21 protein-coding genes are annotated in these 24179 nt (G+C 68.7%); 14 read left to right on the top strand and 7 right to left on the bottom strand.

Annotated elements, in window-relative coordinates; genetic code table 11:
- Window positions 1-50: 50 nt before the first annotated feature.
- The 4 genes from FWJ24_RS07820 (at window position 51) to FWJ24_RS07805 (ending at window position 4747) form a co-directional block, all read left to right on the top strand.
- Window positions 51-992: a LysR substrate-binding domain-containing protein gene (locus tag FWJ24_RS07820; protein WP_150287241.1), complete on the top strand. Its 942-nt coding sequence runs from the start codon at window positions 51-53 to the stop codon at window positions 990-992.
- A 59-nt stretch (window positions 993-1051) separates the two neighbouring features.
- A complete protein-coding gene (gene ndk / locus FWJ24_RS07815) occupies window positions 1052-1474 on the top strand; it encodes a nucleoside-diphosphate kinase (RefSeq protein ID WP_150287240.1) in 423 nt (140 codons plus the stop codon).
- Window positions 1475-1742: 268 nt separating this feature from the next.
- Window positions 1743-2645 carry an EamA family transporter gene (locus FWJ24_RS07810; protein ID WP_150287239.1) on the top strand — a complete coding sequence of 301 codons (903 nt, stop codon included), beginning with the start codon at window positions 1743-1745 and terminating at the stop codon, window positions 2643-2645.
- Window positions 2642-4747: a molybdopterin-containing oxidoreductase family protein gene (locus FWJ24_RS07805; protein ID WP_150287238.1), complete on the top strand. Its 2106-nt coding sequence runs from the start codon at window positions 2642-2644 to the stop codon at window positions 4745-4747. The genes FWJ24_RS07810 and FWJ24_RS07805 overlap by 4 nt, the downstream gene beginning before the upstream one ends.
- Here the strand turns inward: FWJ24_RS07805 and FWJ24_RS07800 are convergent.
- Window positions 4732-5433 carry a glutathione S-transferase family protein gene (locus FWJ24_RS07800; protein ID WP_150287237.1) on the bottom strand — a complete coding sequence of 234 codons (702 nt, stop codon included), beginning with the start codon at window positions 5431-5433 and terminating at the stop codon, window positions 4732-4734. The genes FWJ24_RS07805 and FWJ24_RS07800 overlap by 16 nt on opposite strands.
- A 103-nt stretch (window positions 5434-5536) precedes the next feature.
- Between FWJ24_RS07800 and FWJ24_RS07795 the strand changes: the two genes are divergently transcribed.
- Window positions 5537-6292: a helix-turn-helix transcriptional regulator gene (locus tag FWJ24_RS07795; RefSeq protein WP_150287236.1), complete on the top strand. Its 756-nt coding sequence runs from the start codon at window positions 5537-5539 to the stop codon at window positions 6290-6292.
- Here the strand turns inward: FWJ24_RS07795 and purN are convergent.
- Window positions 6273-6842, bottom strand: a complete 570-nt coding sequence (purN, locus tag FWJ24_RS07790; RefSeq protein WP_246155609.1) for a phosphoribosylglycinamide formyltransferase — start codon at window positions 6840-6842, stop codon at window positions 6273-6275. The two genes, FWJ24_RS07795 and purN, sit on opposite strands and share 20 nt — an antisense overlap.
- Before the next feature lie 44 nt (window positions 6843-6886).
- Window positions 6887-7969, bottom strand: coding sequence for a phosphoribosylformylglycinamidine cyclo-ligase (gene purM, locus FWJ24_RS07785; protein ID WP_150287234.1), 1083 nt, complete (start codon window positions 7967-7969; stop codon window positions 6887-6889).
- Window positions 7970-8169: 200 nt separating this feature from the next.
- On the opposite strand from purM, the gene FWJ24_RS07780 reads away from it, so the two are divergent.
- The 3 genes from FWJ24_RS07780 to FWJ24_RS07770 are packed head-to-tail and all read left to right on the top strand — an operon-like array spanning window position 8170 to window position 10510.
- Window positions 8170-8703 carry a CDP-alcohol phosphatidyltransferase family protein gene (locus tag FWJ24_RS07780; RefSeq protein ID WP_150287233.1) on the top strand — a complete coding sequence of 178 codons (534 nt, stop codon included), beginning with the start codon at window positions 8170-8172 and terminating at the stop codon, window positions 8701-8703.
- Between the two features lie 11 nt (window positions 8704-8714).
- Window positions 8715-9824 carry an AI-2E family transporter gene (locus FWJ24_RS07775; protein ID WP_150287232.1) on the top strand — a complete coding sequence of 370 codons (1110 nt, stop codon included), beginning with the start codon at window positions 8715-8717 and terminating at the stop codon, window positions 9822-9824.
- The gene (locus FWJ24_RS07770) at window positions 9821-10510 is read left to right on the top strand and encodes a P-loop NTPase family protein (RefSeq protein ID WP_150287231.1); all 690 of its coding nucleotides are present in this window, start codon (window positions 9821-9823) and stop codon (window positions 10508-10510) included. Before FWJ24_RS07775 ends, FWJ24_RS07770 begins: the two co-directional genes overlap by 4 nt.
- Here FWJ24_RS07770 and FWJ24_RS07765 read toward each other — a convergent pair.
- Window positions 10501-10734: a hypothetical protein gene (locus FWJ24_RS07765; RefSeq protein ID WP_150287230.1), complete on the bottom strand. Its 234-nt coding sequence runs from the start codon at window positions 10732-10734 to the stop codon at window positions 10501-10503. The genes FWJ24_RS07770 and FWJ24_RS07765 overlap by 10 nt on opposite strands.
- A 102-nt stretch (window positions 10735-10836) precedes the next feature.
- Here FWJ24_RS07765 and FWJ24_RS07760 point away from each other — a divergent pair, with 102 nt between their 5' ends.
- From FWJ24_RS07760 to FWJ24_RS07745, 4 genes are all read left to right on the top strand, one after another.
- Window positions 10837-11739 (top strand): LysR family transcriptional regulator, encoded by a 903-nt coding sequence (locus FWJ24_RS07760; RefSeq protein WP_150287229.1) that lies wholly within the window; start codon window positions 10837-10839, stop codon window positions 11737-11739.
- 99 nt (window positions 11740-11838) lie between these two features.
- The gene (locus FWJ24_RS07755; protein WP_246155601.1) at window positions 11839-14007 is read left to right on the top strand and encodes an RNA degradosome polyphosphate kinase; all 2169 of its coding nucleotides are present in this window, start codon (window positions 11839-11841) and stop codon (window positions 14005-14007) included.
- A gap of 23 nt (window positions 14008-14030) precedes the next feature.
- A complete protein-coding gene (locus FWJ24_RS07750; RefSeq protein WP_150287227.1) occupies window positions 14031-15527 on the top strand; it encodes a Ppx/GppA phosphatase family protein in 1497 nt (498 codons plus the stop codon).
- 88 nt (window positions 15528-15615) lie between these two features.
- Window positions 15616-17361 (top strand): methyl-accepting chemotaxis protein, encoded by a 1746-nt coding sequence (locus tag FWJ24_RS07745; protein ID WP_150287226.1) that lies wholly within the window; start codon window positions 15616-15618, stop codon window positions 17359-17361.
- Window positions 17362-17394: 33 nt separating this feature from the next.
- On the opposite strand, the gene rnd is transcribed toward FWJ24_RS07745, so the two are convergent.
- Window positions 17395-18744, bottom strand: a complete 1350-nt coding sequence (rnd, locus tag FWJ24_RS07740) for a ribonuclease D (RefSeq protein ID WP_150287225.1) — start codon at window positions 18742-18744, stop codon at window positions 17395-17397.
- A gap of 160 nt (window positions 18745-18904) precedes the next feature.
- Here rnd and aspS point away from each other — a divergent pair, with 160 nt between their 5' ends.
- Window positions 18905-20689, top strand: a complete 1785-nt coding sequence (gene aspS / locus FWJ24_RS07735; protein WP_150287224.1) for an aspartate--tRNA ligase — start codon at window positions 18905-18907, stop codon at window positions 20687-20689.
- A 4-nt stretch (window positions 20690-20693) separates the two neighbouring features.
- Window positions 20694-22454: an ABC transporter ATP-binding protein gene (locus FWJ24_RS07730; protein WP_150287223.1), complete on the top strand. Its 1761-nt coding sequence runs from the start codon at window positions 20694-20696 to the stop codon at window positions 22452-22454.
- Between the two features lie 3 nt (window positions 22455-22457).
- Here FWJ24_RS07730 and FWJ24_RS14605 read toward each other — a convergent pair whose 3' ends face one another.
- Both FWJ24_RS14605 and FWJ24_RS14600 read right to left on the bottom strand, forming a co-directional pair.
- A complete protein-coding gene (locus tag FWJ24_RS14605) occupies window positions 22458-23090 on the bottom strand; it encodes an FkbM family methyltransferase (protein WP_166443628.1) in 633 nt (210 codons plus the stop codon).
- Window positions 23091-23098: 8 nt separating this feature from the next.
- Window positions 23099-24076 carry a hypothetical protein gene (locus FWJ24_RS14600; protein ID WP_166443627.1) on the bottom strand — a complete coding sequence of 326 codons (978 nt, stop codon included), beginning with the start codon at window positions 24074-24076 and terminating at the stop codon, window positions 23099-23101.
- Between the last annotated feature and the right edge of the window lie 103 nt (window positions 24077-24179).

Raw genomic sequence — 24179 nt, 5'->3', positions numbered from 1 at the left:
CAGCGATAAAGTCCAATTGTAATTATTTCAAAATCCGATAGGAAATTCTTATGTCTATCACCTTGCGGCATCTCCGCTATCTCCAGGCGCTGGCCGGCACCGGGCATTTCGGCCGTGCCGCCGAGCGCTGTGCCGTGACGCAGCCGGCGCTTTCCGCGCAGATCCGCGATCTGGAGGCGATCATGGGCCAGGTGCTGGTCGAGCGGCATCCGGGAGGGGCGCGGTTGACCCCGTTCGGCCGTCAAGTCGTCGCCCGCGCCGGGCCGATCCTCGACGAGGTCGCGGCGCTGGAGCGGCTGGGGCGGGACCGTGCGCCGGTGCTTTCGGGTGATTTCGCGCTGGGGATCATTCCCTCGATCGCGCCCTACCTGCTGCCGGACCTGCTGCCGCGGCTCGATGCCGATTACCCCGAACTCGTGCTGCGCATCCGCGAGACCGTCACCGCCAATCTCGTCGCCGAGCTGATCGCGGGAGGAATCGATCTCGCGCTGCTCAGCCTGCCGCTGGGCGAGGCGGGGCTTGTCGAGGAGCCGCTCTTCGAGGACCCCTTCCTGCTCGCGGTGCCGGAAGGGCTGCCGGAACCGCCGGACGGCGCCTGGATCGGCTATGCCCGCGATGCGGGGCGGCTGCTGCTGCTGGAAGACGGGCATTGCCTGCGCGACCAGACCGTGGCGGCCTGCGGCGCGGTGCTCGGCAATGCCGGCCGCGCCTCGGGCGTCGCGAGCCTCGAGACGGTCTGGCAGCTCGTCGCGGCCGGGCAGGGGATCACGCTGGTGCCGGCGCTGTTCGTGGCGCGGCTCGGCGCCGAGCGGGCGCGCGGAATCCGGATCGTGCCGGCCGGGGAACCGCCGCCGGCGCGGCGGGTCGGGCTCGCCTTCCGCGCCTCGGACCCGCGTCGCGCCGACCATGCCGCGCTCGCCGCCGCGATCCGCGCGGTCGCGCCGGGCGGTGCCGCCATTGCGCCGCGAAATTTCGACGCCGCGCACCATTGAGCAATGCCTGTCCCGCCGCTATACGGTCCGCGACCGAACCCCAGCGTAACGAGGCAGGCATGACGACCCAGCGCACCTTCTCCATCATCAAGCCGGACGCGACCGAGCGCAACCTGACCGGCGCGGTGAACGCGGTGATCGAGGAGGCCGGGCTGCGGATCGTCGCGCAGAAGCGCATCCAGATGACCCGGCGCGAAGCCGAGACCTTCTACGCCGTCCACAAGGACCGGCCGTTCTTCGGCGAACTCGTCGCCTTCATGACCTCGGGGCCGGTCGTCGTGCAGGTTCTCGAGGGTGAGAACGCCGTGGCGCGCTACCGCGACGTGATGGGCGCCACCAACCCGGCCAATGCCGCCGAGGGCACGATCCGCAAGAAATTCGCGCGCTCGATCGGCGAGAATTCCGTCCATGGCTCGGATTCGGTCGAGAATGCCGCGATCGAGATCGCGCAATTCTTCTCGGGCAACGAGATCGTCGGCTGATCCTTCGCCGCCGCACGGAACGCGCCGGGCCGCGAGCCCGGCGTTTTCGTGATCGATCGGCCCACAATTATTCATTGGTCACGGCCCGGCCGGCGCGGTTACATCGCGCCATGAGCAAGCCGTGCCGCATGGCGTTCCGGTCTTCGCCGCGCCGTTGCGGCAGGACCGGGCGAGTTTTCCAGGGCATGGCTGTCCCGACCACCGCGCATGCGGCCGCACCCGACGCGTCCCGCTTCGCGCCGGCGCGGTGAACCCGGAAAGACCGCCCTTGTCCCTGCGCGATACCCTGCTCGCCCTGCTGGTGATGATGGTTTGGGGCGCGAATTTCGTCGCGATCAAGATCGGCGTGGACAGCGTGCCGCCGCTGCTGCTCACCGGCTTGCGCTTCGTGTTCACGGCGCTGCCGGCGCTGGTCTTCCTCCGGCGGCCGGCCGCGCCCTGGCATCTCATCGCGCTGTTCGGCTTCCTGCTCGGGGTGGTGAAGTTCGGCATGGTGTTCAGCGCGGTGAAGCTCGGCATGCCGGCCGGGCTCACCTCGCTGCTGATGCAGCTCCAGGTGTTCTTCACGCTGGGGCTTGCCGCACTCGTTTTCGGCGAAAGGCCGAGCCGGATGCAGGCCCTTGGCGCGGCAATCGCGTTCTGCGGCATCGGGATCTTTGTCGCCGAGCGTGTGCAGGGCGCGCTGCCGATGCTGCCGTTCCTGATGGTGATCGGCGCCGCCTTCGCCTGGGGCTGCGCGAACATGGCGATCAAGAAGGCCGGGCGGGTGGATATGCTCGCCTTCCTCGTCTGGTCGAGCCTGTTCTCGCCGCTGCCCCTGTTCCTGCTCTCCTATCTGATCGAGGGGCCGGCGGCGATGCTCGCGGCGCTGGCGCCGCCGCGGCTCGATGCGGTGCTGGCGCTCGCCTTCATCGTCGGCCCCTCGACGCTGTTCGCCTTCGCGATGTGGAACGGGCTGCTGGCCCGCTACCCGACGAGCCAGGTGGCGCCCTTCGCGCTGCTGGTGCCGGTCTTCGGCATCCTGAGCGGCGCGCTGCTGCTCGATGAACCCTTCACGGGGCTTGCGATGCTCGGCAGCGGGATTGTCTTTGCCGGCTTGCTGATCAATGTTCTGGGCGACCGGCTCGCCGTGAGGTTGCGGCGGTCGCGAGCGATGGTGGCGCCCGAATGAATGTCCATGCCGGAACGATTTCCCGTCCGTCGGTCTGCCCGCATGATTGTCCGTCGGCCTGCTCGCTCGAGGTCGAGCTTCCGGGCAACAACCGGATCGGGCGGGTGCGCGGGCTTGCCGCGCAGACCTATACCGATGGGGTGATCTGCGCCAAGGTTGCCCGCTACGCCGAGCGCATCCACCATCCCGAACGGCTGACGGAGCCGCTGCTGCGGGTCGGGCCCAAGGGCAGCGGGCAGTTCCGGCCGATCGGCTGGGACGAGGCGCTGGACCGCGCGGCCGAGGCGTTTCTCGCCGCCGAGGCGGAAAGCGGGTCGGAGGCCGTCTGGCCCTATTACTACGCCGGCACGATGGGGCTGGTGATGCGCGACGGCATCCACCGTCTGCGCCATGCCAAGCGCTATTCCGGCATGTTCGACACGATCTGCACCAATCCGGCCTGGACGGGCTATGTCGCGGGAACCGGCCGGCTCGCCGGCGTCGATCCGCGCGAGATGGCGAAATCCGATTGCGTGGTGATCTGGGGCACGAATGCGGTGCATACCCAGGTCAACGTGATGCATCACGCGATCAAGGCGCGCAAGGCGCGGGGGGCGCCGATCATCGCGGTCGATGTCTACATGAACGACACGATGAAACAGGCGGACATGCCGCTGCTCGTCCGCCCCGGCACCGATGCCGCGCTCGCCTGCGCCATCCTGCATGTCCTGCTGCGCAAGGACCTGGCGGACCGCGCCTATCTCGCGAAATACACCGATTTCTCGTCCGAGATCGAGGCCCATCTCGCCAGCCGGACGCCGGATTGGGCCGAGGCGATCTGCGGCGTTCCGGCCGGCGAGATCGAGGCCGCGGCGCGGCTTCTCGGCGCGCGCCCGCGCGCCTTCTTCCGGCTGGGCTACGGCTTCGCGCGCCAGCGCAACGGCGCCGTCGCCATGCATGCGGCGCTCTGCATCCCCACGCTGCTCGGCGCCTGGCAGCATGAGGGCGGGGGCGCCTTTCATTCCAATTCCGGCACCTACGGCATCTCGAAGCGGATGATCGAGGGGCTCGACCTGTTCGATCCCGCCGTGCGGATGCTCGACCAGTCGCGGATCGGCGCGGTGCTGACGGGCGATCCCGCGGCGCTGAAGCACGGGCCGCCGGTCAAGGCGATGCTGATCCAGAACACCAATCCGGCGAATGTCGCGCCGGATCAGGCCAAGGTCCGGGCAGGCTTCCTGCGCGAGGATCTGTTCACGGTCGTCCACGAGCATTTCATGACCGATACGGCCCTGCTCGCCGATCTCGTGCTGCCGGCGACGATGTTCCTCGAACATGACGATCTCTACCAGGGCGGCGGCCATACGCATCTGATGCTGGGGCCCAAGCTCGTCGAGCCGCCGGGGCAATGCCGCTCGAACCACGAGGTGATCTGCGATCTTGCGCGGCGTCTGGGCGCCGAGCATCCCGGCTTCGCGATGAGCCCGCGCGCGCATATCGACTGGGCGCTCACGCAATCAGGGCGCGGCTCGCTGGCCGAGATCGAGCGCGAGGGCTTCCTCGATACCGATCCGCCCTTCGCGCGCGCACATTTCCTCGAAGGGTTCGGGCATCGGGACGGACGGTTCCGCTTCGCGCCGGACTGGACGCGGGTGCCGCTCAAATCCGACGGCCTGATGGGGCCGTGGCAGGATATGCCGCGGCTGCCCGACCATTGGGCGGCGATCGAGGCGGCGACGCCGGACCTGCCGTTCCGGCTCGTCACCGCGCCCGCGCGCTCCTTCCTCAACTCGACCTTCTCGGAGACGCCGGGCTCGCGCAAGCGCGAGGGTGCGCCGCGGCTGCTGATCCATCCCGAGGATGCGGCGGCGCTCGGGCTCGCGCCCGGCGAGACGGCGCGGGTCTCGAACGCGCGCGGGGCTGTCGAGATCGCGGTCGAGCCCTTTGCCGGGCTCCGGCGCGGCGTCGTCGTCGCGGAGGGGATCCATCCCAACGGCGCGCATCGCCGGGGGGAGGGGATCAACATGCTGACGGGCGCCGATCCCGTGGCGCCGCGCGGCGGCGCGGCCTTCCACGACAACGCGGTGGCGATCCGCCGGCTTGCGGATCAGCCCTCGGGATAGAACCGCGCCCGCATCCGCGCGACATAGGCGTCGAGAACCGGGTAGCGCGCCGCGATCTCCGGGCACATGCTCTCGAAATGCGGGCAGAGCAGGCCCTGCACGAAGGCGAACAGCGTGGCATCGGCCCCGCAGGGCGCATCGCCGCCGGCGAAGGCGCGGCCTTCGAGAAGCGCGGCGATCGCCCGGAAGGCGCGATCGACCAGCAGGCGCCGCTCCGCTTCGGTGAAGCGCCCGATTCCCTGCCCGTGCAGCGTCTTCTTCAGCCGGCGGTGGACCATCCAGACGATGAACGGGCGGATGAGCGCCGGCGCCGCCTTGAAGAACTGCTTCGGCCCCTTCTCGAAATTGGCGGGATGCGCCCAGCGCTCCAGGATCATCAGCCAGTAGAGGTGATCCTCGCACATCTTCTCGGCCGCCCAAAGCGCGCCGGCCTCATAGGGCATGAGGCCGGAATCGAAATCGACGCCGTATTTCCGTTCGAGATGGGCGCGGATCAGTGTCGAATCCGGGACAAGGGTGCCGTCGTCGTCGAGATAGGGGATCTTGCCCTTCGGCGTCTTGCGGAAATCGGCCGGGCGCTTCTCGTAGGGCTGGCCGGCGAGCTTGAGCAGGATCTCCGCCTTGGTGACGAAGGGACTCGGATCGGGCAGCCCCCACATCGGCGCGGCGCCGTAAAGAATGATCATCGCGATACCTCCCGTGTTGCGATGGCGCTTGCTGATAGCGCGCTTTGCTGACAGTTTCTGTCAGGAGCGGCAGGATATCGCAGCCCGCTCCCGGAGGTTGACGATGGCCCGCTCCGACCGACTGATCCAGCTCACGCAGGTGCTGCGCCGGCACCGCCACCCGGTCACGGCGGCGGTGCTCGCGGCCGAGACCGCGGTTTCCGAGCGCACGATCTACCGCGACATCGCGAGCCTTCAGGCCTCGGGCGTGCCGGTCCGGGGCGAGGCGGGGATCGGCTACGTGCTCGAAAGCGGGTTCGACCTGCCGCCGCTGATGTTCACGGCCGAGGAGATCGAGGCGCTGATGCTCGGCGCCCGCTTCGTGCGTGAGCGCGGCGACCCGGCGCTCAAGCGCGCGATCGACGATGCCGTCGCCAAGATCGAGGCTGTCCTGCCGGAGAATCTGCGGCTCGCGCTCAACGAAGCCTCGTTCTTCGCGCCGCTCTTCGGCAAGATCGCGCCGGATTCGGTCTCCTCCGACGATCTGCGCCGTGCATTGCGTGAGAACCGCAAGGTCCGGATCCGCTACCGCGACCTTGCCGAGCGCGAGACGGAGCGGGTCGTCTGGCCGGTGCTGATCGGGTATTTCCAATACGCGCGCGGGCTGGTCGGGTTCTGCGAATTGCGCAACGATTTTCGCCATTTCCGCACCGACCGGATGATCTCTCTGGATGTGCTCGATGCCCATCCCCCGCGTCGCCGCGCGGTGCTGATGCGGGAATGGGAGCGCTCCGCCGAGCGCGAGGCGCTGCTCTGCCAGCGCGAGCCGCCGCGCCTGCCGCGGCCGGGCGACCCGGCGCTCAGGCCGGCAGCCGAATGACGCGGTTGCCCTCGATCCGCAGCCGGCCGGCGGCGAGCAGGCGCAGGGTCTCGGGATAGAGCCGGTGCTCCTCGGCGAGCACCCGCGCCGAAAGGCTCGCTTCGCTGTCGTCGTCGAGCACCGGCACGGCGGCCTGGGCGATGATCGGCCCCTCGTCCATGCCGGGGGTCACGAAATGGGTCGTGCAGCCATGGAGCTTGACGCCGGCCGCGAGCGCGCGGGTATGGGTGTCGAGGCCCTTGAAGCTCGGCAGCAGCGCGGGGTGGATGTTGATCATCCGACCGGCCCAGGCCGCGCAGAAATCCGGCGTCAGCAGTCGCATGAAACCGGCGAGGCAGACGATCTCGACCCCGCGCCGCTCCAGCTCGGCCTGCATCGCGGCGTCGAAGGCGGCGCGGTCCTTTCCGAAGGGCCGGTGATCGATGCAGGCGGTGGCGATCCCGGCGGCCGCGGCGATCGCCAGCCCTCCGGCCTCGGGGCGGTTCGACAGGACGAGCGCGATCTCGGCCGGGAAATCCGCCGCGCGCGCCGCCGCGATCAGCGCCGCCATGTTCGAGCCGCGTCCGGAAATCAGGATGGCGGTGCGCCGGCGCGTCACAGCGCGAGGCTCCCGCGCGGCCGGACGCGCGGCCCGGTTCCGGCCTCGATGATCCGGCCGATCACCGTCACCGCCTCGCCCTCGGCGCGCAGGCGCGCGGCGATGGCCTCGGCGCGCGCGGGATCGACGGTGAGCACCATGCCGATGCCGCAATTGAAGGTGCGCAGCATCTCCGTCTCGGCGATTCCGCCGGTGCGGGCCAGCCAGGCGAAGACCGGCGGCGGCGCGATGGCGTCGAGATCGAGCTCGACGCCGAACCCGTCCGGCAGCACGCGCGGGATATTCTCGATGAAGCCGCCGCCGGTGATATGCGCCAGCGCCCGGATTCCATCCCCTTCCGGCGCGCGCAACGCGGCGAGCAGCGACCGGACATAGATCCGCGTCGGCGTGAGCAGCGCCGCGCCGAGCGTGATGCCGGGCGCGAAGGGGGCGGCGTCGCCCCAGCCGAGGCCCGCCTCGGCGACGACGCGGCGGACGAGCGAATAGCCGTTGGAATGCACGCCGGAGGAGGCGAGGCCCAGCAGCGTATCGCCCGCCGCCACCGCCCCGGCGCGCGGCAGCAGCGCCTCGCGCTCGGCCGCGCCGACCGCGAAGCCGGCGAGATCGTAATCGCCGCCGGCATAGAGGCCCGGCATCTCGGCGGTCTCGCCGCCGATCAGCGCGCAGCCGGCCTGGCGGCAGCCCTCGGCGATGCCCTTGACGATGCCGATTCCCACCGCCGGCTCCAGCTTGCCGGTGGCGAAATAATCGAGGAAGAACAGCGGCTCCGCGCCCTGCACGACGAGATCGTTGACGCACATCGCGACAAGGTCGATGCCGATCGTGTCGTGGATGCCGCTTTCGATCGCGATCTTGACCTTGGTGCCGACGCCGTCATTCGCCGCGACGAGGATCGGGTCGCGGAACCCGGCGGCGCGGAGGTCGAACAGCCCGCCGAACCCGCCGATCTCGGCATCCGCGCCCGGCCGGCGCGTGGCCCGCACCAGCGGCTTGATCGCCTCGACCATGGCGTTGCCGGCATCGATATCGACGCCGGATTCGGCATAGGTGAGGCCGTTCTTTCTCGGGGTATCGCTCATCGGCTGCTCCCGGCGCGGGGCTCGGATCGCGCCTTCCGGCCCGAACAACCGCATCGCCGGGAAAAATGCAATCCGCGCCGGCGGCCGGGCCGGGCGGGGCGTGCGCCTTTCAACATGACAAATGCGCCGCGTCGGCGTTCAATGTGCGCCATCCGCGCAACCATTCCTCCCGGGAGGCGGCCCGGCCGGGCCGCTCGGTCATGACCATCGCCAACGCGCTGACGCTGCTGCGTCTCTGCCTCATTCCCCTGATCGTGGTGATGATCCACGAGGGGCGGTTCATGCTCGCCACCATCGCCTTCGTGATCGCCGGGGTGACGGACGCGCTCGACGGCTACATCGCCCGCCGCTTCGACCAGAAAACCGAGATCGGCGCCTATCTCGACGCGCTGGCCGACAAATCGCTGATCGCCGCGGCCTTCATCGCGCTGCTGATGGCCAAGCTCGTTCCCTATTGGCTGGTGGTGCTGGTGATCTTCCGCGACCTGATGATCGTCGGCGCGGTGGCGATCGCCTGGCTGCTCGACAACCCGATCCCGATCGAGCCGCTGATGGTCTCGAAGGCCAATACCGCCGCGCAGCTCGTGGCGCTGGCGACGACGCTCGCCGCCAAGGGCTTCGGCCTGCCGGTGCCGGAAATCGCCTTCGACGCCCTGCACGCGCTGGTCGCCGCCTTGACCGTGGCCTCGGTCGCCGCCTATTTCGCGCGCTGGTTCCGTCACATGGCGGAGTAGCGGGGGCTGCGATGACGCTGCAACGACAGATCGGCTTCTGGAGCGCCTGCCTCGCCGGGCTCATCCTGTTCCTGTGGCTGTTCTCCGGCATCCTGATGCCCTTCGTGGCCGCGCTGATCCTTGCCTATCTGCTTGATCCGCTTGTTGATCTCATCGAGCGGACCGGGATCGGCCGCCTCGCGGCGACCTGCTTCGTGCTCCTGGTCTTCGTGCTGTTCTTCATCCTGATGCTGATCGCGGCGGTGCCGTTGCTCGGCGAGCAGATCACTGCACTCTCGGCCAAGCTGCCGGGCTCTATCGCCCGTCTCCAGAGGCTCCTGGCGGAGCAGGGCGGGCCGCTCTTTGAGCGGTTCGGCGGCGCGGAGCGGCTGCAATCGATGCAGGCTTCGCTCGCCGCCTCGGTGGGCGATGCAGCAAAATGGCTCGCCGGGCTGCTGACCTCGCTGCTGACGGGCGGGCAGGCGATCCTCGGGCTGCTCTCGCTGCTGGTCCTGACCCCGGTGATCGCCTTCTACATGATCCTCGACTGGGATCGGATGGTCGCGACGGTCGATTCCTGGCTGCCGCGCCAGCATCGGGCGGTGATCCGCGAACTGGTGGGCGAGATGGACCAGTCGGTCGCCGGATTCCTGCGCGGGCAGGCGACGATCTGCGTGCTGCTCGGGCTGTTCTATGCCGTCGGCCTGTCGCTTGTCGGCCTGCATTTCGGCTTTCTCATCGGGATCATCGCCGGGCTGATCAATTTCATTCCCTATGTCGGGTCGCTGACCGGGCTTGTCCTGTCCGTCGGGGTCGCCTTCGGCCAGTTCTGGCCGGAATGGTCGATGATCGTCGTGGTCGCGGCGATCTTCGCGGCGGGGCAGTTCATCGAGGGCAATGTGCTGCAGCCGAAACTGCTCGGGAAGGCGGTGGGGCTGCATCCGGTCTGGCTGATGTTCGCATTGCTCGCCTTCGGCTCGCTGTTCGGTTTCGTGGGGGTGATGCTCGCGGTGCCGCTCGCGGCGGTGATCGGCGTGCTGGTGCGCTTCGCGCTGCGGCAATATCTGGCAAGCCGCCTCTATAGCGGCGGGCGCGGCGCGGCGGTTGCGCCGCCATCGCCCGCGCGGGATACGGATTCGTGAGCGGGGCCGGCCAGCTTCCGCTGCCGCTCGATACCGCGCCGCGCTACGGGCGGGAGGATTTCATGGTCGGGCGCGCCAATGCGGCGGCGTTCGATCACATCCTGCGCTGGCCGCACTGGCTTGCGCCGGCGGCGATCATCACCGGGCCGGAGGGCAGCGGCAAATCGCATCTTGCGGCGATCTTCGCCGCCGAATCCGGCGCAACCATGCTGCGCGCCGCGCATCTCGATGCCGCCGCGGTGCCCGATCTCGCCGCGCGGCCGGCGTTGGTGATCGAGGATTGCGACAATGTGTCGCTCGACGAGGCGGCATTGTTCCACCTGCTCAACCTCGCGCGCGAGCGCGGTTTCTTCGTGGTGATGACGGCGCGGCGCCCGCCGGATGCCTGGGCGATTCGTATTCCGGATCTCCGCTCCCGGCTCAGGGCGCAGCCGCTGCTGGTGCTCGAGGAGCCGGACGACGCGCTGCTCGGCGCGCTGTTCGTCAAGCATTTCGCGGATCGGCAGGTGACGATCGATGCCGGCATCGTCGCCTATGCGCTGGCGCGGATCGAGCGCTCCTACGCTGCCGTGCAGCGGCTCGTCGCGGCGCTCGACCGGCAATCGCTGATCCTCAAGCGGCCCGTGACCCGCGCGCTCGTCGCCGATCTCCTGGGTCGAGAAGCCCCTGATCCCGCTCAGGAATGATGCGCCGGCGCCGCCCGCTTGGCGGCGATCTCCTCGGCGAGATCGAGATAGGCGTTGCCGATATCCTCGAGCAGCGCGCCGAGCGCGGCGACATCATCCAGATTCGCGAGGCAGGGCGAAAGATCGGCCAACAGCACTTCCATGGCCTGGACCTGGATGAGCTGCGTCAGCATGACCTTGCGCGCGACCTCCGCAACGCCCGTTTCCGGGCTGTTGGCTATCATTTCTGCGTGACTCCGAGCGATTCTCGAGCATGTCCCATTCTCAGAGTAATGCGCATCGTTTAATTGATACATTGCGTGTTTTTGAAAGGATATGTGCGCCAGATGCACAGCTCACTCCCGCGACGGTTGCCGCTGGAAGAGATCCAGGCCTTTGTCGAGGTGGCGATGGCGGGCTCGTTCTCGGCCGGGGCCGAACGGCTCAGCCTCTCGCACAGCTCTCTCAGCCGCAAGGTCGCCCATCTCGAGGACCGGCTCGGTGTCCGGTTGTTCGAGCGCAAGGCGCGAGGCGTGCAGCTCACGGTGGAGGGGGCGGCGCATTTCCTGCGTTTCCGCGACGCGCTCGATCTGATCGGCGGCGCGCTGCGCCAGGGCAGCCGGGCCCAGCCGGATACGGTGCGGCTGTCGCTTCTCTACAGCTTCGCGGAGGATTGGCTGTTTCCCCGCCATACCCGGCTCGCCGCGCGCACCAACGGCATCCGCGTGCGCTATCTGTTCGACCGCCGGCCGATCGATTTCACCGACGGCACCGATCTTGCGATCCGCTATGGGCTCGGAATCTGGCAGGGAACGCGGGGCATCGCGCTCGGGGAGGAGGATGTGCAGCCGATGGCGGGGGCCGCGATTGCGGCCGAGATCGGCCCCGAGGCCATTCTGCGGTATCCGCTGGTGCATGTCGGCTCCGAACAGACCTGGCGGAGCTGGTTCGAGGCGCAGGGGCATGTCTATCGGCTGCGGAGCATCGACCATGTGTTCGAGGAACAGCCGATGGTCGTTGCCGCGGTGCGGCACGGGCTGGGGATCGGGATGAGCCGGCCCGCCGGGCGGCATCTCGTGGATGGCGTGACGCTGGTGCATGTCTCGTCGCATGTGCTGCCCTTGCAGGCGCGGTTCCATCTCGTGCGCGATGCGGTGCGGCCGCTGCGCCCGGCGGCGCGGCTTTATGCCGAGGCGCTGCTCGCCGAAGCCGGCTTGGCGCAGGAACGGATCGACGGCTTCCTGAACTGAGCGCCGCCCCCTCTTTCCCTGTCGTCGACTTGTCATATTCTGCCGGCATCAGGGGATGAGCCGGCATCGGGCCGGCGGAAAGGGCGCGGGGGCCGGATGATGTCGATTTCGCAGGATGTGAGCGGGCTTTCGCCGGAGGATCTCACTTCCCACCCGTCCCGTTTCATCAACCGCGAATTGTCCTGGATCCAGTTCAACCGGCGGGTGATGGAGGAGGCGGGCAATGGCGACCATCCGCTGCTCGAACAGCTCCGCTTCCTGTCGATCTCGGCCAATAATCTCGACGAATTCTTCATGGTTCGGGTTTCGGGGCTGATCGAGCAGACCATCGCCGGCGTGATGACCCCCTCGGATGACGGGCTCTCGCCGGAGCAGGCGCTGGAGCTGATCACGGCCGAAATCGAGGCGCTGACCGCCGACCAGCAGGATCGCTGGCGCAAGCTGCGCGCCGCGCTCGAGGCCGAGCGGATCATCGTCGTTCCGCCGATCGATCTCGCCGAGGGCGACGAGGCCTTCCTGCGCGAGCATTTCATCACTTCGATCTTCCCGACGCTGACGCCGCTGGCTATCGACCCGGCGCATCCGTTCCCGTTCATCCCCAATCTCGGCTTCAGCCTCGCGCTGTCGCTGGCGCGGCAGAGCGACGGGCGGACGCTCAAGGCGCTGATCCGCATGCCCCAGAAGCTCGAGCGCTTCATCCGGCTGCCGGACCGTAACGGCGCGGCGCGCTTCATCCTGCTCGATCAGGCGATGACGCTGTTCATCCCGACGCTGTTCCCCGGTTATGTCGTCAAGGGGATCGGCGCGTTCCGCATCATCCGCGACAGCGATATCGAGATCGAGGAGGAGGCGGAGGATCTGGTCCGCACCTTCGAGACCATGCTCAAGCAGCGCAAGCGCGGCGTGGTCATCCGGCTGGAGCTGGAGGCCTCCATGCCGGAGGATCTGCGCGCCTTCGTCGCGCGCGAGTTGCGCGTCAAGCCGCGCGAGGTCTTCGTCGTCGACGGGATGCTCGCGCTCAACGATCTCAGCCAGCTTGTGGGGGTGGATAGGCCGGACCTTAAGTTCGTGCCCTATGCCCCGCGATTTCCCGAACGCGTTCGAGAGCATGGCGGTGATTGCTTTGCGGCTATCCGCCAGAAGGATCTCGTCGTTCATCACCCTTACGAGAGCTTCGATGTGGTGGTGAACTTCCTCGAGCAGGCGGCGCGCGACCCGGCGGTCGTCGCGATCAAGCAGACGCTCTACCGCACCTCGTCCAACTCGCCGATCGTGCGCGCGCTGTCGGAGGCGGCGGAGGCGGGCAAGAGCGTCACCGCGCTCGTCGAGCTCAAGGCGCGCTTCGACGAGGAGGCGAATATCCGCTGGGCGCGTGACCTTGAACGCGCGGGGGTGCAGGTCGTCTACGGCTTCATCGAGCTGAAGACGCATGCCAAGCTGAGCCTTGTCGTTCGCCGCGAGGCGGCCGGGCTCGTGACCTATTGCCATGTCGGGACCGGCAATTATCACCCGATCACCGCCAAGATCTACACGGACCTCTCCTATTTCACCGCGGACCCGATCATCGGCCGCGATGTCGCGCGGATCTTCAACTTCATCACCGGCTATGCCGAGCCGGCCGAACTCGAGCGCATGGCGGTCTCGCCGGTCACGGCGAAGAAGCGGCTCATCGAGCATATCGAGGCCGAGATCGGCCATGCCAGGGCCGGGCTGCCGGCGCAGATCTGGTGCAAGTGCAACAGCCTCGTCGATCCGGTGATCATCGACGCGCTCTACCGCGCGAGCCAGGCCGGGGTGCAGATCGAACTGGTCGTGCGCGGCATCTGCTGCCTGCGGCCGGGGATCCCCGGCTTCTCGGACAATATCCGCGTGAAATCGATCGTCGGACGCTTCCTCGAACATGCCCGGATCTATGCCTTCGGCAATGGGCACGGCCTGCCGCATCCGAAGGCCACCGTCTACATCTCCTCCGCCGACCTGATGCCGCGCAATCTCGACCGGCGCGTCGAGGCGCTCTGCCCGATCATGAACGCGACCGTGCACGAGCAGGTGCTCGGCCAGATCATGCACGCCAACATTCTCGACAACCAGCAGAGCTGGCGGGTCTTGCCTGACGGCTCGTCGTTGCGCATAAGGCCGGCGGAGGGCGAGGAGCCCTTCAACGCCCATCAATATTTCATGACCAATCCGAGCCTTTCCGGTCGTGGCACATCGCTCAAGATTTCCCGCCCCCGCCCGCTCTCGAAGAAGCGCGTCGCCGCGGAGTGATTCCCCGGCGCGGGGCGGGTAGGATGCCGCCCTTCTCGCTGACGCAGGGCCCGGTCGCGGTCATCGATATCGGGTCGAATTCCGTGCGGCTCGTCACCTATGACCGGCTGACGCGCGCGCCCGTGCCGATGTTCAACGAGAAGAGCCTGTGCGGGCTCGGGCGCCAGGTTGCGGTCACCGGGCTTTTGCCGCGCGACGGCATCGCCGAGGCGCGCGAGGCGCTGAAGCGCTTCCGCGTGCTCTGCGACCTGATGCGGGTCGAGAAGACCTTCGTGCTCGCCACCGCCGCCGCCCGCCGCGCCGCCAACGGCCCGGATTTCATCGCCGAGGTCGAGGCGATCCTCGGCGAGAAGGTCGCGGTGCTCACCGGCAACGAGGAGGCGCGGCTCGCCGCGCTCGGCGTCGTCGCCGGGCTCTACCGCCCCAACGGCCTCGTCGGCGATCTCGGCGGCGGCTCGCTCGAACTGATCGATGTCGAGGATGGCGGGCTCGGGCAGGGGACGAGCCTCGAACTCGGCGGGCTCGCGCTGCGCGATGCCTCCGGCAAGAGCATGAAGCGCGCGGCCAGGATCATCGCCGACGCGCTCGACGGCGTGCCGGGGCTGGCCCGCGCCAGGGGGCGCGACATCATCGCCATCGGCGGCACGTGGCGCGCTGTGGCGCGGCTCCACATGGCCAAGACCGGCTATCCGCTCAACGTGCTGCACGGTTACAGCGTGCCCGCGCGGGCGATCGCGGAATTCTGCCGCGACATCCAGAAGGTCGATCTCGATCAATTGCCGGCGATCGGCGAGATCGCACGCGAGCGGCGGCCGCTGCTGCCCTATGGCGCGGCGGTGCTCGAGCAGGTGATCCTGCGCTCCGAGGCCGCGCGCTTCGTGATCTCGACGAGCGGCGTGCGCGAGGGGGTGCTCTATTCGCAATTGCCGCAGGTGGCGCAGGCGCAGGATCCGCTGCTGGTCGGCGCGCGGGCGCTGTCGGACCTGCATGCCCGCGCGCCGGACCACGCGGATGAGCTGATCGCCTGGACCGATGCCTTCGCGGCCTCGGGCTTTCCGCAAGAGAGCCCGGAAGAGCGACGCATTCGCCACGCGGCCTGCCTCGTCTCCGAAGTCGCCTGGCGGGCGAATCCGGATTACCGCGCCGAGGAGGCCGCGCGCGTCGTCGCCTATGCGGCTTTGCCGGCGCTCGACCATCGCGAGCGCGCCTTCCTGGCGAGCGTGCAGCACGCCCGCTACGAGGGCCTGACCGAGAATACCGAGCCGCCGCTGCGGGCGCTGCTCGGCCTTGCCGAGATCGACCGGGCCCGCGCGCTCGGCTGCCTGCTGCGCGTGGCCTACAATATCTCGGCCGGCCAGGTCGGCGCGCTTCCGCATGCGCCGCTGCGGGCCAGCGGCGGGCGGCTGGTTCAGACCCTGCCGCAACACCTCGCCAATCTCTCCAACGAGCGGCTGGCCGGGCGCCTCAAGCAGGCGGCGCGGATGTTCGGGCTTGGCTTCGAGGTCCGGATCGCCGGCTGACACGGCCTGCAATCCGCCGTTCTTTGAAAAGTCTTAAGCAAGATCTGCGAGCTTGGCTCCAAATCGTCGCGACCATCCGGAGCCCGACATGGCCTTTCGTCGCCTTAGTGTTTTCACCGCCTCACTGCGCATGCAGCTTGTCACCGTTTCGATCCTGCTGACCGTTCTTGCGGTCGGCGCGACCACGCTGGTCGGATTGCACCGCCTCAACCAGAAGATTGCCGAGGATATCGAGGTCCGGACGCTGACCTCCCTGCGGGTGGCGGCGCGGATCACCAATGAACGGATCCCGATCTTCCAGGTCGAGCCGAACGCTGCGGGCGAGCCGGAGATCATGAAGGTGATGACCTCGGCCTCGCTGATCGATGCCATGTCCGCGCACGAGCTGACGCAGATCGTCGACGCGATCTCGGAGATCAACAAGGGCACGGCGACCATCTTCCGCTGGAACGAGGAGAAGAAGGATTTCGTCCGTATCGCGACGACGGTGAAGAAGCCGGACGGTACGCGCGCGGTCGGCACCGTGCTCGGCCAGAACGGGGTCGTCTACCCTTACATGATGCGCAAGCAGGCCTATCGCGGCATCGCTCATATCCTCGGCGAGCCGTATCAGACCGGGTATCTGCCGATGATCGACACCGCCGGCAAGCCGGTGGGCGTGCTCTATATCGGCGTCGGCAAGATGTCCGAACTCTCGGCGGTCTCGACCGGGTTCATCCGCGACGTGCTGATCGGCTCGGCTTTCGTCCTGGTGATGGCGGCCCTGCTGTTCCTGTTCGCGACCGGGCGGCTGTTGCGGCCGCTCGACCGCGTCGCCGCCGCGACCAATGCGCTCGCCTCCGGCAGCCGCGACATTTCGGTCCCCCATACCGATCGCACCGACCAGATCGGCCTGATCGCCCAGGCGGTGGAGGGATTCCGCGAGGCCGTTGTCCGGCAGCGCGAGCTTGAGGCCGGGCAGGCGGAAGAGACGCGGCGCATCGCCGAGCGCAAGGCGGAGATGGACCGGATCGTCGCGCAGTTCCGCGAGGCATTTCAGGCCAATCTCGGGCAGCTCAGGCAGGGCGCGGAGAAGGTACGCCTGACATCCGGCGAGATCCGGGCCGTGGTCTCGCAGGCGGGCGAGCGGGTCGCCGAGGGGCGCGAGGCTTCGGAGGCCGGCGCCAGCGCGATTTCCGAGGTCGCCACCGCCACGAACCAGTTCGCGAGTTCGATCACCGAGATCGCCGCGCGTTCGAACGAGGCGGCCGCCATCGTCCGGCGCGCCTCCGAGACCGGGCATCGCGCCGAGACGGTCGCGGGGGATCTGTCGGCAGCGGTCGAGAAGATCTCCACCGCCGTCTCCGTCATCTCCTCGATCGCGGCGCAGACCAACCTACTCGCGCTCAACGCCACCATCGAGGCGGCGCGCGCCGGTGAAGCCGGCAAGGGATTCGCCGTCGTGGCGAGCGAGGTGAAGGAATTGTCGAACGGCACCTCCAAGGCCGCGACCGAGATCGCCGAACTGGTCAAGTCCATCGAGGGGGTCACCCAGGCTGTCACGGGCGCGACGCGCGAGATCGGCGAGGGCCTGACCTCGATCAACGAGACGACGCTCGTCATCGCCTCCGCCGTGACCGAGCAGGAGCAGGTGACCCGCGACATCGCCTCCAACGCCGATTCGGCGGCCCAGCGCGGCGACATCATCCGCAGCGGCTTCGGCGAGGTTCAGAAGGCGATCGAGGAGACGGCCGCCGCGGCCGACGCCCTCGACAACCTCTCGAAGGAATTCGCCACCTCGTCGGACGTGCTCGTCAACGAGATCGAGCAATTCCTCGCCCGCATGGCGGCCTGAGCCGGGCAGTGCATGCCGGCGGAAGCCGCCGGTTCAGCGCGGCACGGTGACGATGCGGCCCTTCTCAAGGCCGATCGTGACCTCGCCGCGGATCAGCTTCAGCGCCGTCTCGCCGTAGATCTCGTGCCGCCAGCCCTGGAGAACCGGCAGATCGTCGCCCGGGGCGGCGGCCAGCCGCTCGATCTCCTCGGCGGAGGCGATGAGCCTGGCGGCGACATGGTTTTTTTCGGCGACCGCCTGGAGCAGCACCTTGAGGAGCTGGACGAGCGCCCCGGAGCCGCCCGGCCGCTCGGCCTCGAAAGGCGGGATCGTCGCCGGATCGCGCGCTCTCCCGCGCTGCACCGCCTCGAGGATCTCGGCGCCGGCGCGGCTGCGCTCGAAGCCGTTCGGCAATGCGCGCAGGCGGCCGAGCGCCTCGACACTCGTCGGCTGGGCCACGGCGATCTCGGCGAGGCAATCATCCTTCAGCACGCGCGCACGCGGCACGTCGCGCGTCTGCGCCTCGCGCTCGCGCCAGGCGGCGAGCTCGATCAGCACTGCGCGCTCCACCGGTTTGCGGATCCGCGCCTTGACGCGCAGCCAGGCATCCTCGGGATGGGTCTCGTAGGTGCGGGGATTTTCCAGGATCGCCATCTCGCCCGCCACCCAATGCGCGCGATTCTGCCGTGCGATGCGCTGGCTGAGCTTGCGATAGATGGTGCGCAGATGCGTCACATCCGCCGCCGCATAGGCGAGCTGCGCCTCCGTCAGCGGCCGGCGCGCCCAATCGGTGAAGCGGGAGGATTTGTCGATCTTCGCGCCGGCGAGCCCCGAGGCGAGGCTCTCGTAGGAAACCTGCTCGCCATAGCCGCAGACCATGGCCGCGACCTGGCTGTCGAACAGCGGATGCGGGATGATGCGGCCCTTCTGCCAGATGATCTCGAGATCCTGCCGGGCGGCGTGGAAGACCTTGGTCACCGCCGGCTTGGCCATGAGATCGAGGAAGGGGCGAAGATCGAGCCCCTCGGCCAGCGGATCGACAAGCACGATCTCGTCGTCGCTCGCCATCTGGATCAGGCAGAGCTTGGGATAATAGGTCGTCTCGCGCATGAATTCGGTGTCGACCGTCACGAATTCGGCGCGGGCGAGGCGCGCGCAGGCCTCGGCAAGCGCGCCGCTCGTGGTGACGAGCGGCGGAACGGGCAGGGCCGCCGGAGCCGGGCCGGTTCCGGGCTCCGCGATCCGGGGCTCGCTGCCGGATCGCTCCGGCGCAGGCTCGGGCGCGGCTGCGGGGGCCTCGCGAAGCGGCTCGGGCGGAGCCTGGGGCGCCGCGCGGCGCGGCGGCGCGGGCGGTTCGGTGATGAAGGCGGGCAGCGAGCCCGCACCGGAATCGTGGTTCGGCATCCGGCGCGCTCTAGCGCAAAACGGGCGAATTGTCCTCCCCCAAACGCGGTTTTCCCTTTCCTTGCTTGACAAGCCCGCATCCGCCTCGCTCATGTCCGGCCCGACCGCAAGGCCCGGCCGAATCCCCGGCCCGTGCCGAGGACCAACCGATCGAATCGCCATGCATCGCTACCGCTCCCATACCTGCGGCGCGCTCCGCGCCTCCGACATCGGCGCCGAGGCGCGCCTTTCCGGCTGGTGCCACAGGATCCGCGACCATGGCGGGGTGCTGTTCATCGATCTGCGCGACCATTACGGCATGACCCAGATCGTGGTGGACCCGGACAGCCCCGCCTTCCGCGACGCCGAGCGCGTGCGCGCCGAATGGGTGATCCGCGTCGACGGCACGGTGCGCCGGCGCCCGGCCGGGACCGAGAACCCGAACCTGCCGACCGGCGCGGTCGAGATGTTCGTCACCGCCCTCGAAGTGCTGGGCGAGGCGAAGGAATTGCCGCTGCAGGTGTTCGGCGACACCGAATTCCCCGAGGAAACCCGCCTGCGCTACCGCTTCCTCGACCTGCGCCGCGAGCGGCTGCACAGGAACATCATGACGCGCGTGAAGGTCATCGAATCGATGCGGGCGCGCATGCGGGATGCGGGGTTCAACGAATTCTCGACCCCGATCCTCACCGCCTCGTCGCCGGAAGGCGCGCGCGATTTCCTGGTGCCGAGCCGCATCCATGCGGGCAAGTTCTACGCGCTGCCGCAGGCGCCGCAGCAATACAAGCAGCTCCTGATGATGGCCGGCTTCGACCGCTATTTTCAGATCGCGCCGTGCTTCCGGGATGAAGATCCGCGCGCAGACCGGCTGCCCGGCGAATTCTACCAGCTCGACGTGGAAATGAGCTTCGTCGAGCAGGAAGATGTTTTCGCCGTGATGGAGCCGGTGATCCGCGGCGTGTTCGAGGAATTCAGCGCGGGCAAGCCGGTGACGCCCTCGCCCTGGCCGCGCATTCCTTATGCCGAGGCGATGGCGAAATACGGCTCGGACAAGCCGGATTTGCGCAACCCGATCGTGATGCAGGATGTTTCCGAGCATTTCCGGGGCTCGGGCTTCAAGGTGTTCGCGCGCATTCTCGAGGAGGCGCGGAACCGCGTCTGGGCGATTCCGGCCGCCGGCGGCGGTTCCCGCGCGTTCTGCGACCGGATGAATTCCTGGGCGCAGGGCGAAGGCCAGCCGGGTTTGGGCTATCTGATGTTCAAGGCCGATGGCGAGGCGGTGGTCGGGCAGGGCCCCATCGCCAACAATATCGGCCCGGAGCGCGTGGAGGCAATCCGCGCGCAACTCGGCCTCAGGGATGGCGATGCCGCTTTCTTCGTCGCGGGCGATCCGGAGAAATTCGTGAAATTCGCCGGCCTCGCCCGGCTCAAGATCGGCGAGGAGCTGAACCTCACCGACAAGGAGCGGTTCGAATTCGCCTGGATCGTCGATTTCCCGATGTTCGAATGGAACGAGGACGAGAAGAAGATCGATTTCTCGCACAACCCGTTCTCGATGCCGCAGGGCGGGCTCGAAGCGCTTGCCTCGCAGGATCCGCTGACCATCAAGGCGTTCCAGTACGATATCGCCTGCAACGGCTATGAACTGGCGTCGGGCGGCATCCGCAACCACAGGCCCGAAGCCATGGTCAAGGCGTTCGAGATCGCCGGTTATGGCGAGGAGAGCGTGGTGGAGCGCTTCGGCGGCATGTATCGCGCCTTCCAGTATGGCGCCCCGCCGCATGGCGGCATGGCGGCGGGCGTCGATCGCATCGTGATGCTGCTCTGCGGCGAGGCGAATCTGCGCGAGGTGGCGTTGTTCCCGATGAGCCAGCGCGCGGAGGACATTCTCATGGGCGCCCCGTCCGAGGCCACGCCGAAGCAGCTCCGGGAGCTGCATCTGCGCGTGAACCTGCCGGAGAAATGAGCCCTTGAGCGCCCCCGCGTCCGCCGCGCCGGATCAGGGCCGGCGCGATCTCGTCCGGCTTCTTGTCGAGACCGGCAGGCCGCATCTCTGGCGCTACGCGGCGGCCTTCGCGCTGCTGGCCGTGGTTTCGGCGACGACCGCCGCCACCGCCTGGCTGATGAAGGACATCATCAACGAGGTGTTCATCGCCAAGAGCCGCTCGGCGCTGGTCTTCGTCGCGGTTGCGGTGCTGGTGATCTATGTCGCGCGCGGGCTCGCCTCCTACGGCCAGGGGGTGATCCTCAACCGCATCGGCGCCGCCATCGTCTCGGATGGGCAGGAACGGCTCGTGCGCAGGCTGCTCGCCGAGGATGTCGGGGTGGTTCTCGCCGGCACCTCGAGCGAGACGGTGCAGAAGATCGCGATGTCGGCGGATGCCCAGCGGCAGGTGCTCCAGGTGATCGTGACGGGGCTCGGCCGCGATATCCTGTCGCTTGTCGGGCTTGTCGGGGTGATGCTGGTGCAGGACCCTTGGCTGTCGATCGGGGTTCTGGTGGTGCTGCCGGTGGCGGCGGTGCTGCTCGGCGGGCTGGGCAAGCGCATCCGGCTCGCGATGAAGCGGCATTACGGGCTGACGATCGGCATCGCCGACCAGCTTCGCCAGGTGGTGCAGGGATTCCGGGTCGTCAAGGCGTTCGGGCTCGAGGCGGCGATGGAGCGCCGGCTCGTCGGCATCATCGACGATCAGCGCCGCAACATGAACAAGGTCGCGATCCTCGCTGCGCGGGCGCAGCCGATCGTCGAGACGCTGGCCGGCATCGCAATGGCGCTCGTCATCCTCTATGGCGGCTGGCGGGTGATCGGCCATGGCGCGACGCCGGGCGAGTTCTTCTCCTTCATCACCGCGATGCTGCTTGCCTATGATCCGGCCCGCCGCATCGCCGGCGCCAAGCTCCAGATCGAGCAGGGGCTTGTCGGCGTGCGGCTCTTCTACGAGATGATGGATCGCGGCGGGGCTGGCGGCGCATCCGGCGGCGGCGATCTCGCCGATCCGCGCGGCGCCATCCGGTTCGAGGGGGTGGACTTCGCCTATCCCGATGGCACGCGCGTGCTGAGGGGGCTGACGCTCGATTTTATCCCCGGCGAGACGACGGCGCTGGTCGGCGGTTCCGGCTCCGGCAAATCGACGATCCTGGCGCTGATCCTGCGCTTCTTCACCCCGCAGGCCGGGCGCATCACCATCGGCGGGCAGGATATCGCCAGCCTCGATGCCGGGCGGCTGCGCGCTGCGATCGCCTATGTCGGCCAGGATGCCTTCCTGTTCGACGGCACCATCCGCGAGAACATCGCCGCCGGGCGCGAGGGCGCCGATGACGCGGCGATCGAGGCGGCGGCGCGGGCCGCGCAGGCGCATGATTTCATCCTCGCACTGCCGCAGGGCTACGAGACGCCGGTGGGGGAACTCGCGAGCCGGCTCTCCGGCGGCCAGCGCAGCCGCATCGCCATCGCCCGCGCCTTCCTCCGCGATGCGCCGATCCTGCTGCTCGACGAGCCGACCGCGGCGCTCGACGCCGAGACCGAGGAGGCGATCCGCGCGACGCTTGCCGATCTCGCGCGCGGGCGGACGACGATCCTCGTCGCGCATCGCCTCGCGAGCGTGCGCAAGGCGGAGCGGATCATCGTCATCGAGAACGGGCAGGTGGCCGAGCAGGGCGAGCATGATGCGCTCGTCGCAGCCGGCGGCGCCTATGCGCGGCTCGTCGCGATGCAGCACGGCGCCGGCTGAGACTCAGCGTCGCTGCCACAATTCCCAGACGAAGGGATAGCGCCAGACGGGCGCGTGCGTCGCGCCGAGCCCGGCAGCGATCGCCGCATAGGCAGCCTCGGAGCCGGAATCGATCCGGTGGAACTGGATCAGCAGCGCGGCGAACCGCGTGATCAGCCTGGTCTCGATCAGGCGCGGCAGGATCGCGTATTCCCCGCCCTCGATATTGATCTTGGCGAGCGCGATCTCCGGCAGGTCAAGCGCGGCGAGGATGCCGGCAATGTCGCGGAACTCCGCCTCGATCGTCGCGCCATGGTTGCGATAGCTGCTGGAGGCGAGGCCGTCGCGCGTCATCCGCGTCCGGAAATCGCGGTCCGCGAGGCCGTACTCGTGGACGCGGATCGCGGGGTGCCGCGCCGCGCGCGCCCGGCAGGCGGCAGCGTAATCCGGCACCGGCTCGAAGGCTTCGATGCGCCCGACGCCGCGCGCTGCCAGCGCCTCGGCGTATTCGCCGGTATAGGCGCCGATATCGAGCACCGCGCCGCCCGGCGGGATCGCGACCGAGAAGCGCAGCGTCTCGTCGCCCTTTGCCCATTTCCAGCGCTTGACGGCGCGGTATTGCGGATCGGTCGCGAAGCGGATCAGGTTGAGGCCCATCGGCACCCTCAGGCGCTGGCGCGCCGCGCGAGGCGGCGCATGCGGGAAAGCAAGCCGAAGGCCGCGTTCGGCCGCAGCGTGAACAGAGCGGCCGCTTCCGGCGCCCCGGCGAGATCGCGCGCGATCCGCGGCAGCAATGCGAACAGATTGTGCTCGGCGATCAGGCGCCGGCGCGCCTCGGCGATGGCATCGCGGCGCAGGGCCTGCTGCCCGGTTTCCAGCGCCGCTGCCATCGCGTCGATCGCCGCTTCGGGGCGCGCGATGTCGATCCGGACGAAGCTTCCGGCCGGGAAATAGGCGTCGAGATTGGCGCAGCCGGAAAAAAGCGGCAGCGCCCAGCCGAGATAGGCATCGGCGGTCTTCTCGGTCCAGAAATGGTCGAGATCGTTGTTTTCGAGGACGAGATGGCAGGCGAAGGGCGCGATCGCCTCGGCCTTGTCGGCGATCTCGCGAAAGCCGCGCCCGAAGATGCGCAGCCGCGCCCCGAGCCGCTTCTCCGCCATCTCGACGAAGGCGAGCCGGGCGCGGTGCTTGGGCAGGCGCGACTTGCGCGACAGGACCACCGAGATCGCGGCTTCCTTCTTCGGCGGCGGCAGGGCGGCGAGCGAATCGGCATCGTGATGCGCGACATTGCCGCCTGCGCCGAGCGCGACGCCGTAGAACCAGGGCAGGCCCGGCTGGCCGATGATGGATCGGCCGCGATGGCCGGGCGTCGGCACCGGGCCCATCACGATGCCGAACTGGTCGAGATAGCCGGGGGCATAGGTCTTGATGCCGGGCGGCTCGGTCAGGATCACCAGGCGCCGCTCCCGCGGCAGGGGAACCGCGATCTCGCGACCGGGATCGTCGGAGACCGCGGCCAGCACGCAATCGGGCGCGATTGTTCCGAAGGTGAAACGGAATCCGTCGCATGCCGCGCCGCCGCCGGGGATCTGGCGTGACCAGGGAAAGCGGTCATGGGCGGTAAGAAGCGCGATCGAGGCCATTGCGGAAGGGGGATGGAGGAGGTTGGCTGAGAGGTTCGGGGAGCGGCCGGGCAGACGCGCCGCCGGCCGGGGCGCGAACCGGCTTGTCGGCGCCCGGAGGGCT

It is taken from the genome of Rhabdaerophilum calidifontis (genome assembly GCF_008641065.1).
GTDB lineage: Bacteria > Pseudomonadota > Alphaproteobacteria > Rhizobiales > Beijerinckiaceae > Rhabdaerophilum > Rhabdaerophilum calidifontis.
This window is presented reverse-complemented; position numbering and strand designations above follow the sequence as displayed.

Bases quoted from the DNA above. Each gene is read 5' to 3' on its own strand.
- FWJ24_RS07755 (WP_246155601.1), top strand. From the start codon at position 11,839: ATGTCGATTTCGCAGGATGTGAGCGGGCTTTCGCCGGAGGATCTCACT.
- FWJ24_RS07760 (WP_150287229.1), top strand. From the start codon at position 10,837: ATGCACAGCTCACTCCCGCGACGGTTGCCGCTGGAAGAGATCCAGGCC.
- FWJ24_RS07765 (WP_150287230.1), bottom strand. From the start codon at position 10,734: ATGATAGCCAACAGCCCGGAAACGGGCGTTGCGGAGGTCGCGCGCAAG.
- FWJ24_RS07780 (WP_150287233.1), top strand. From the start codon at position 8,170: ATGACCATCGCCAACGCGCTGACGCTGCTGCGTCTCTGCCTCATTCCC.
- purM (WP_150287234.1), bottom strand. From the start codon at position 7,969: ATGAGCGATACCCCGAGAAAGAACGGCCTCACCTATGCCGAATCCGGC.
- FWJ24_RS07800 (WP_150287237.1), bottom strand. From the start codon at position 5,433: ATGATCATTCTTTACGGCGCCGCGCCGATGTGGGGGCTGCCCGATCCG.
- FWJ24_RS14600 (WP_166443627.1), bottom strand. From the start codon at position 24,076: ATGGCCTCGATCGCGCTTCTTACCGCCCATGACCGCTTTCCCTGGTCA.
- FWJ24_RS07745 (WP_150287226.1), top strand. From the start codon at position 15,616: ATGGCCTTTCGTCGCCTTAGTGTTTTCACCGCCTCACTGCGCATGCAG.
- ndk (WP_150287240.1), top strand. From the start codon at position 1,052: ATGACGACCCAGCGCACCTTCTCCATCATCAAGCCGGACGCGACCGAG.
- FWJ24_RS14605 (WP_166443628.1), bottom strand. From the start codon at position 23,090: ATGGGCCTCAACCTGATCCGCTTCGCGACCGATCCGCAATACCGCGCC.
- rnd (WP_150287225.1), bottom strand. From the start codon at position 18,744: ATGCCGAACCACGATTCCGGTGCGGGCTCGCTGCCCGCCTTCATCACC.
- FWJ24_RS07775 (WP_150287232.1), top strand. From the start codon at position 8,715: ATGACGCTGCAACGACAGATCGGCTTCTGGAGCGCCTGCCTCGCCGGG.
- purN (WP_246155609.1), bottom strand. From the start codon at position 6,842: ATGGCGGCGCTGATCGCGGCGGCGCGCGCGGCGGATTTCCCGGCCGAG.
- FWJ24_RS07750 (WP_150287227.1), top strand. From the start codon at position 14,031: ATGCCGCCCTTCTCGCTGACGCAGGGCCCGGTCGCGGTCATCGATATC.
- FWJ24_RS07805 (WP_150287238.1), top strand. From the start codon at position 2,642: ATGAATGTCCATGCCGGAACGATTTCCCGTCCGTCGGTCTGCCCGCAT.
- FWJ24_RS07795 (WP_150287236.1), top strand. From the start codon at position 5,537: ATGGCCCGCTCCGACCGACTGATCCAGCTCACGCAGGTGCTGCGCCGG.
- FWJ24_RS07820 (WP_150287241.1), top strand. From the start codon at position 51: ATGTCTATCACCTTGCGGCATCTCCGCTATCTCCAGGCGCTGGCCGGC.
- aspS (WP_150287224.1), top strand. From the start codon at position 18,905: ATGCATCGCTACCGCTCCCATACCTGCGGCGCGCTCCGCGCCTCCGAC.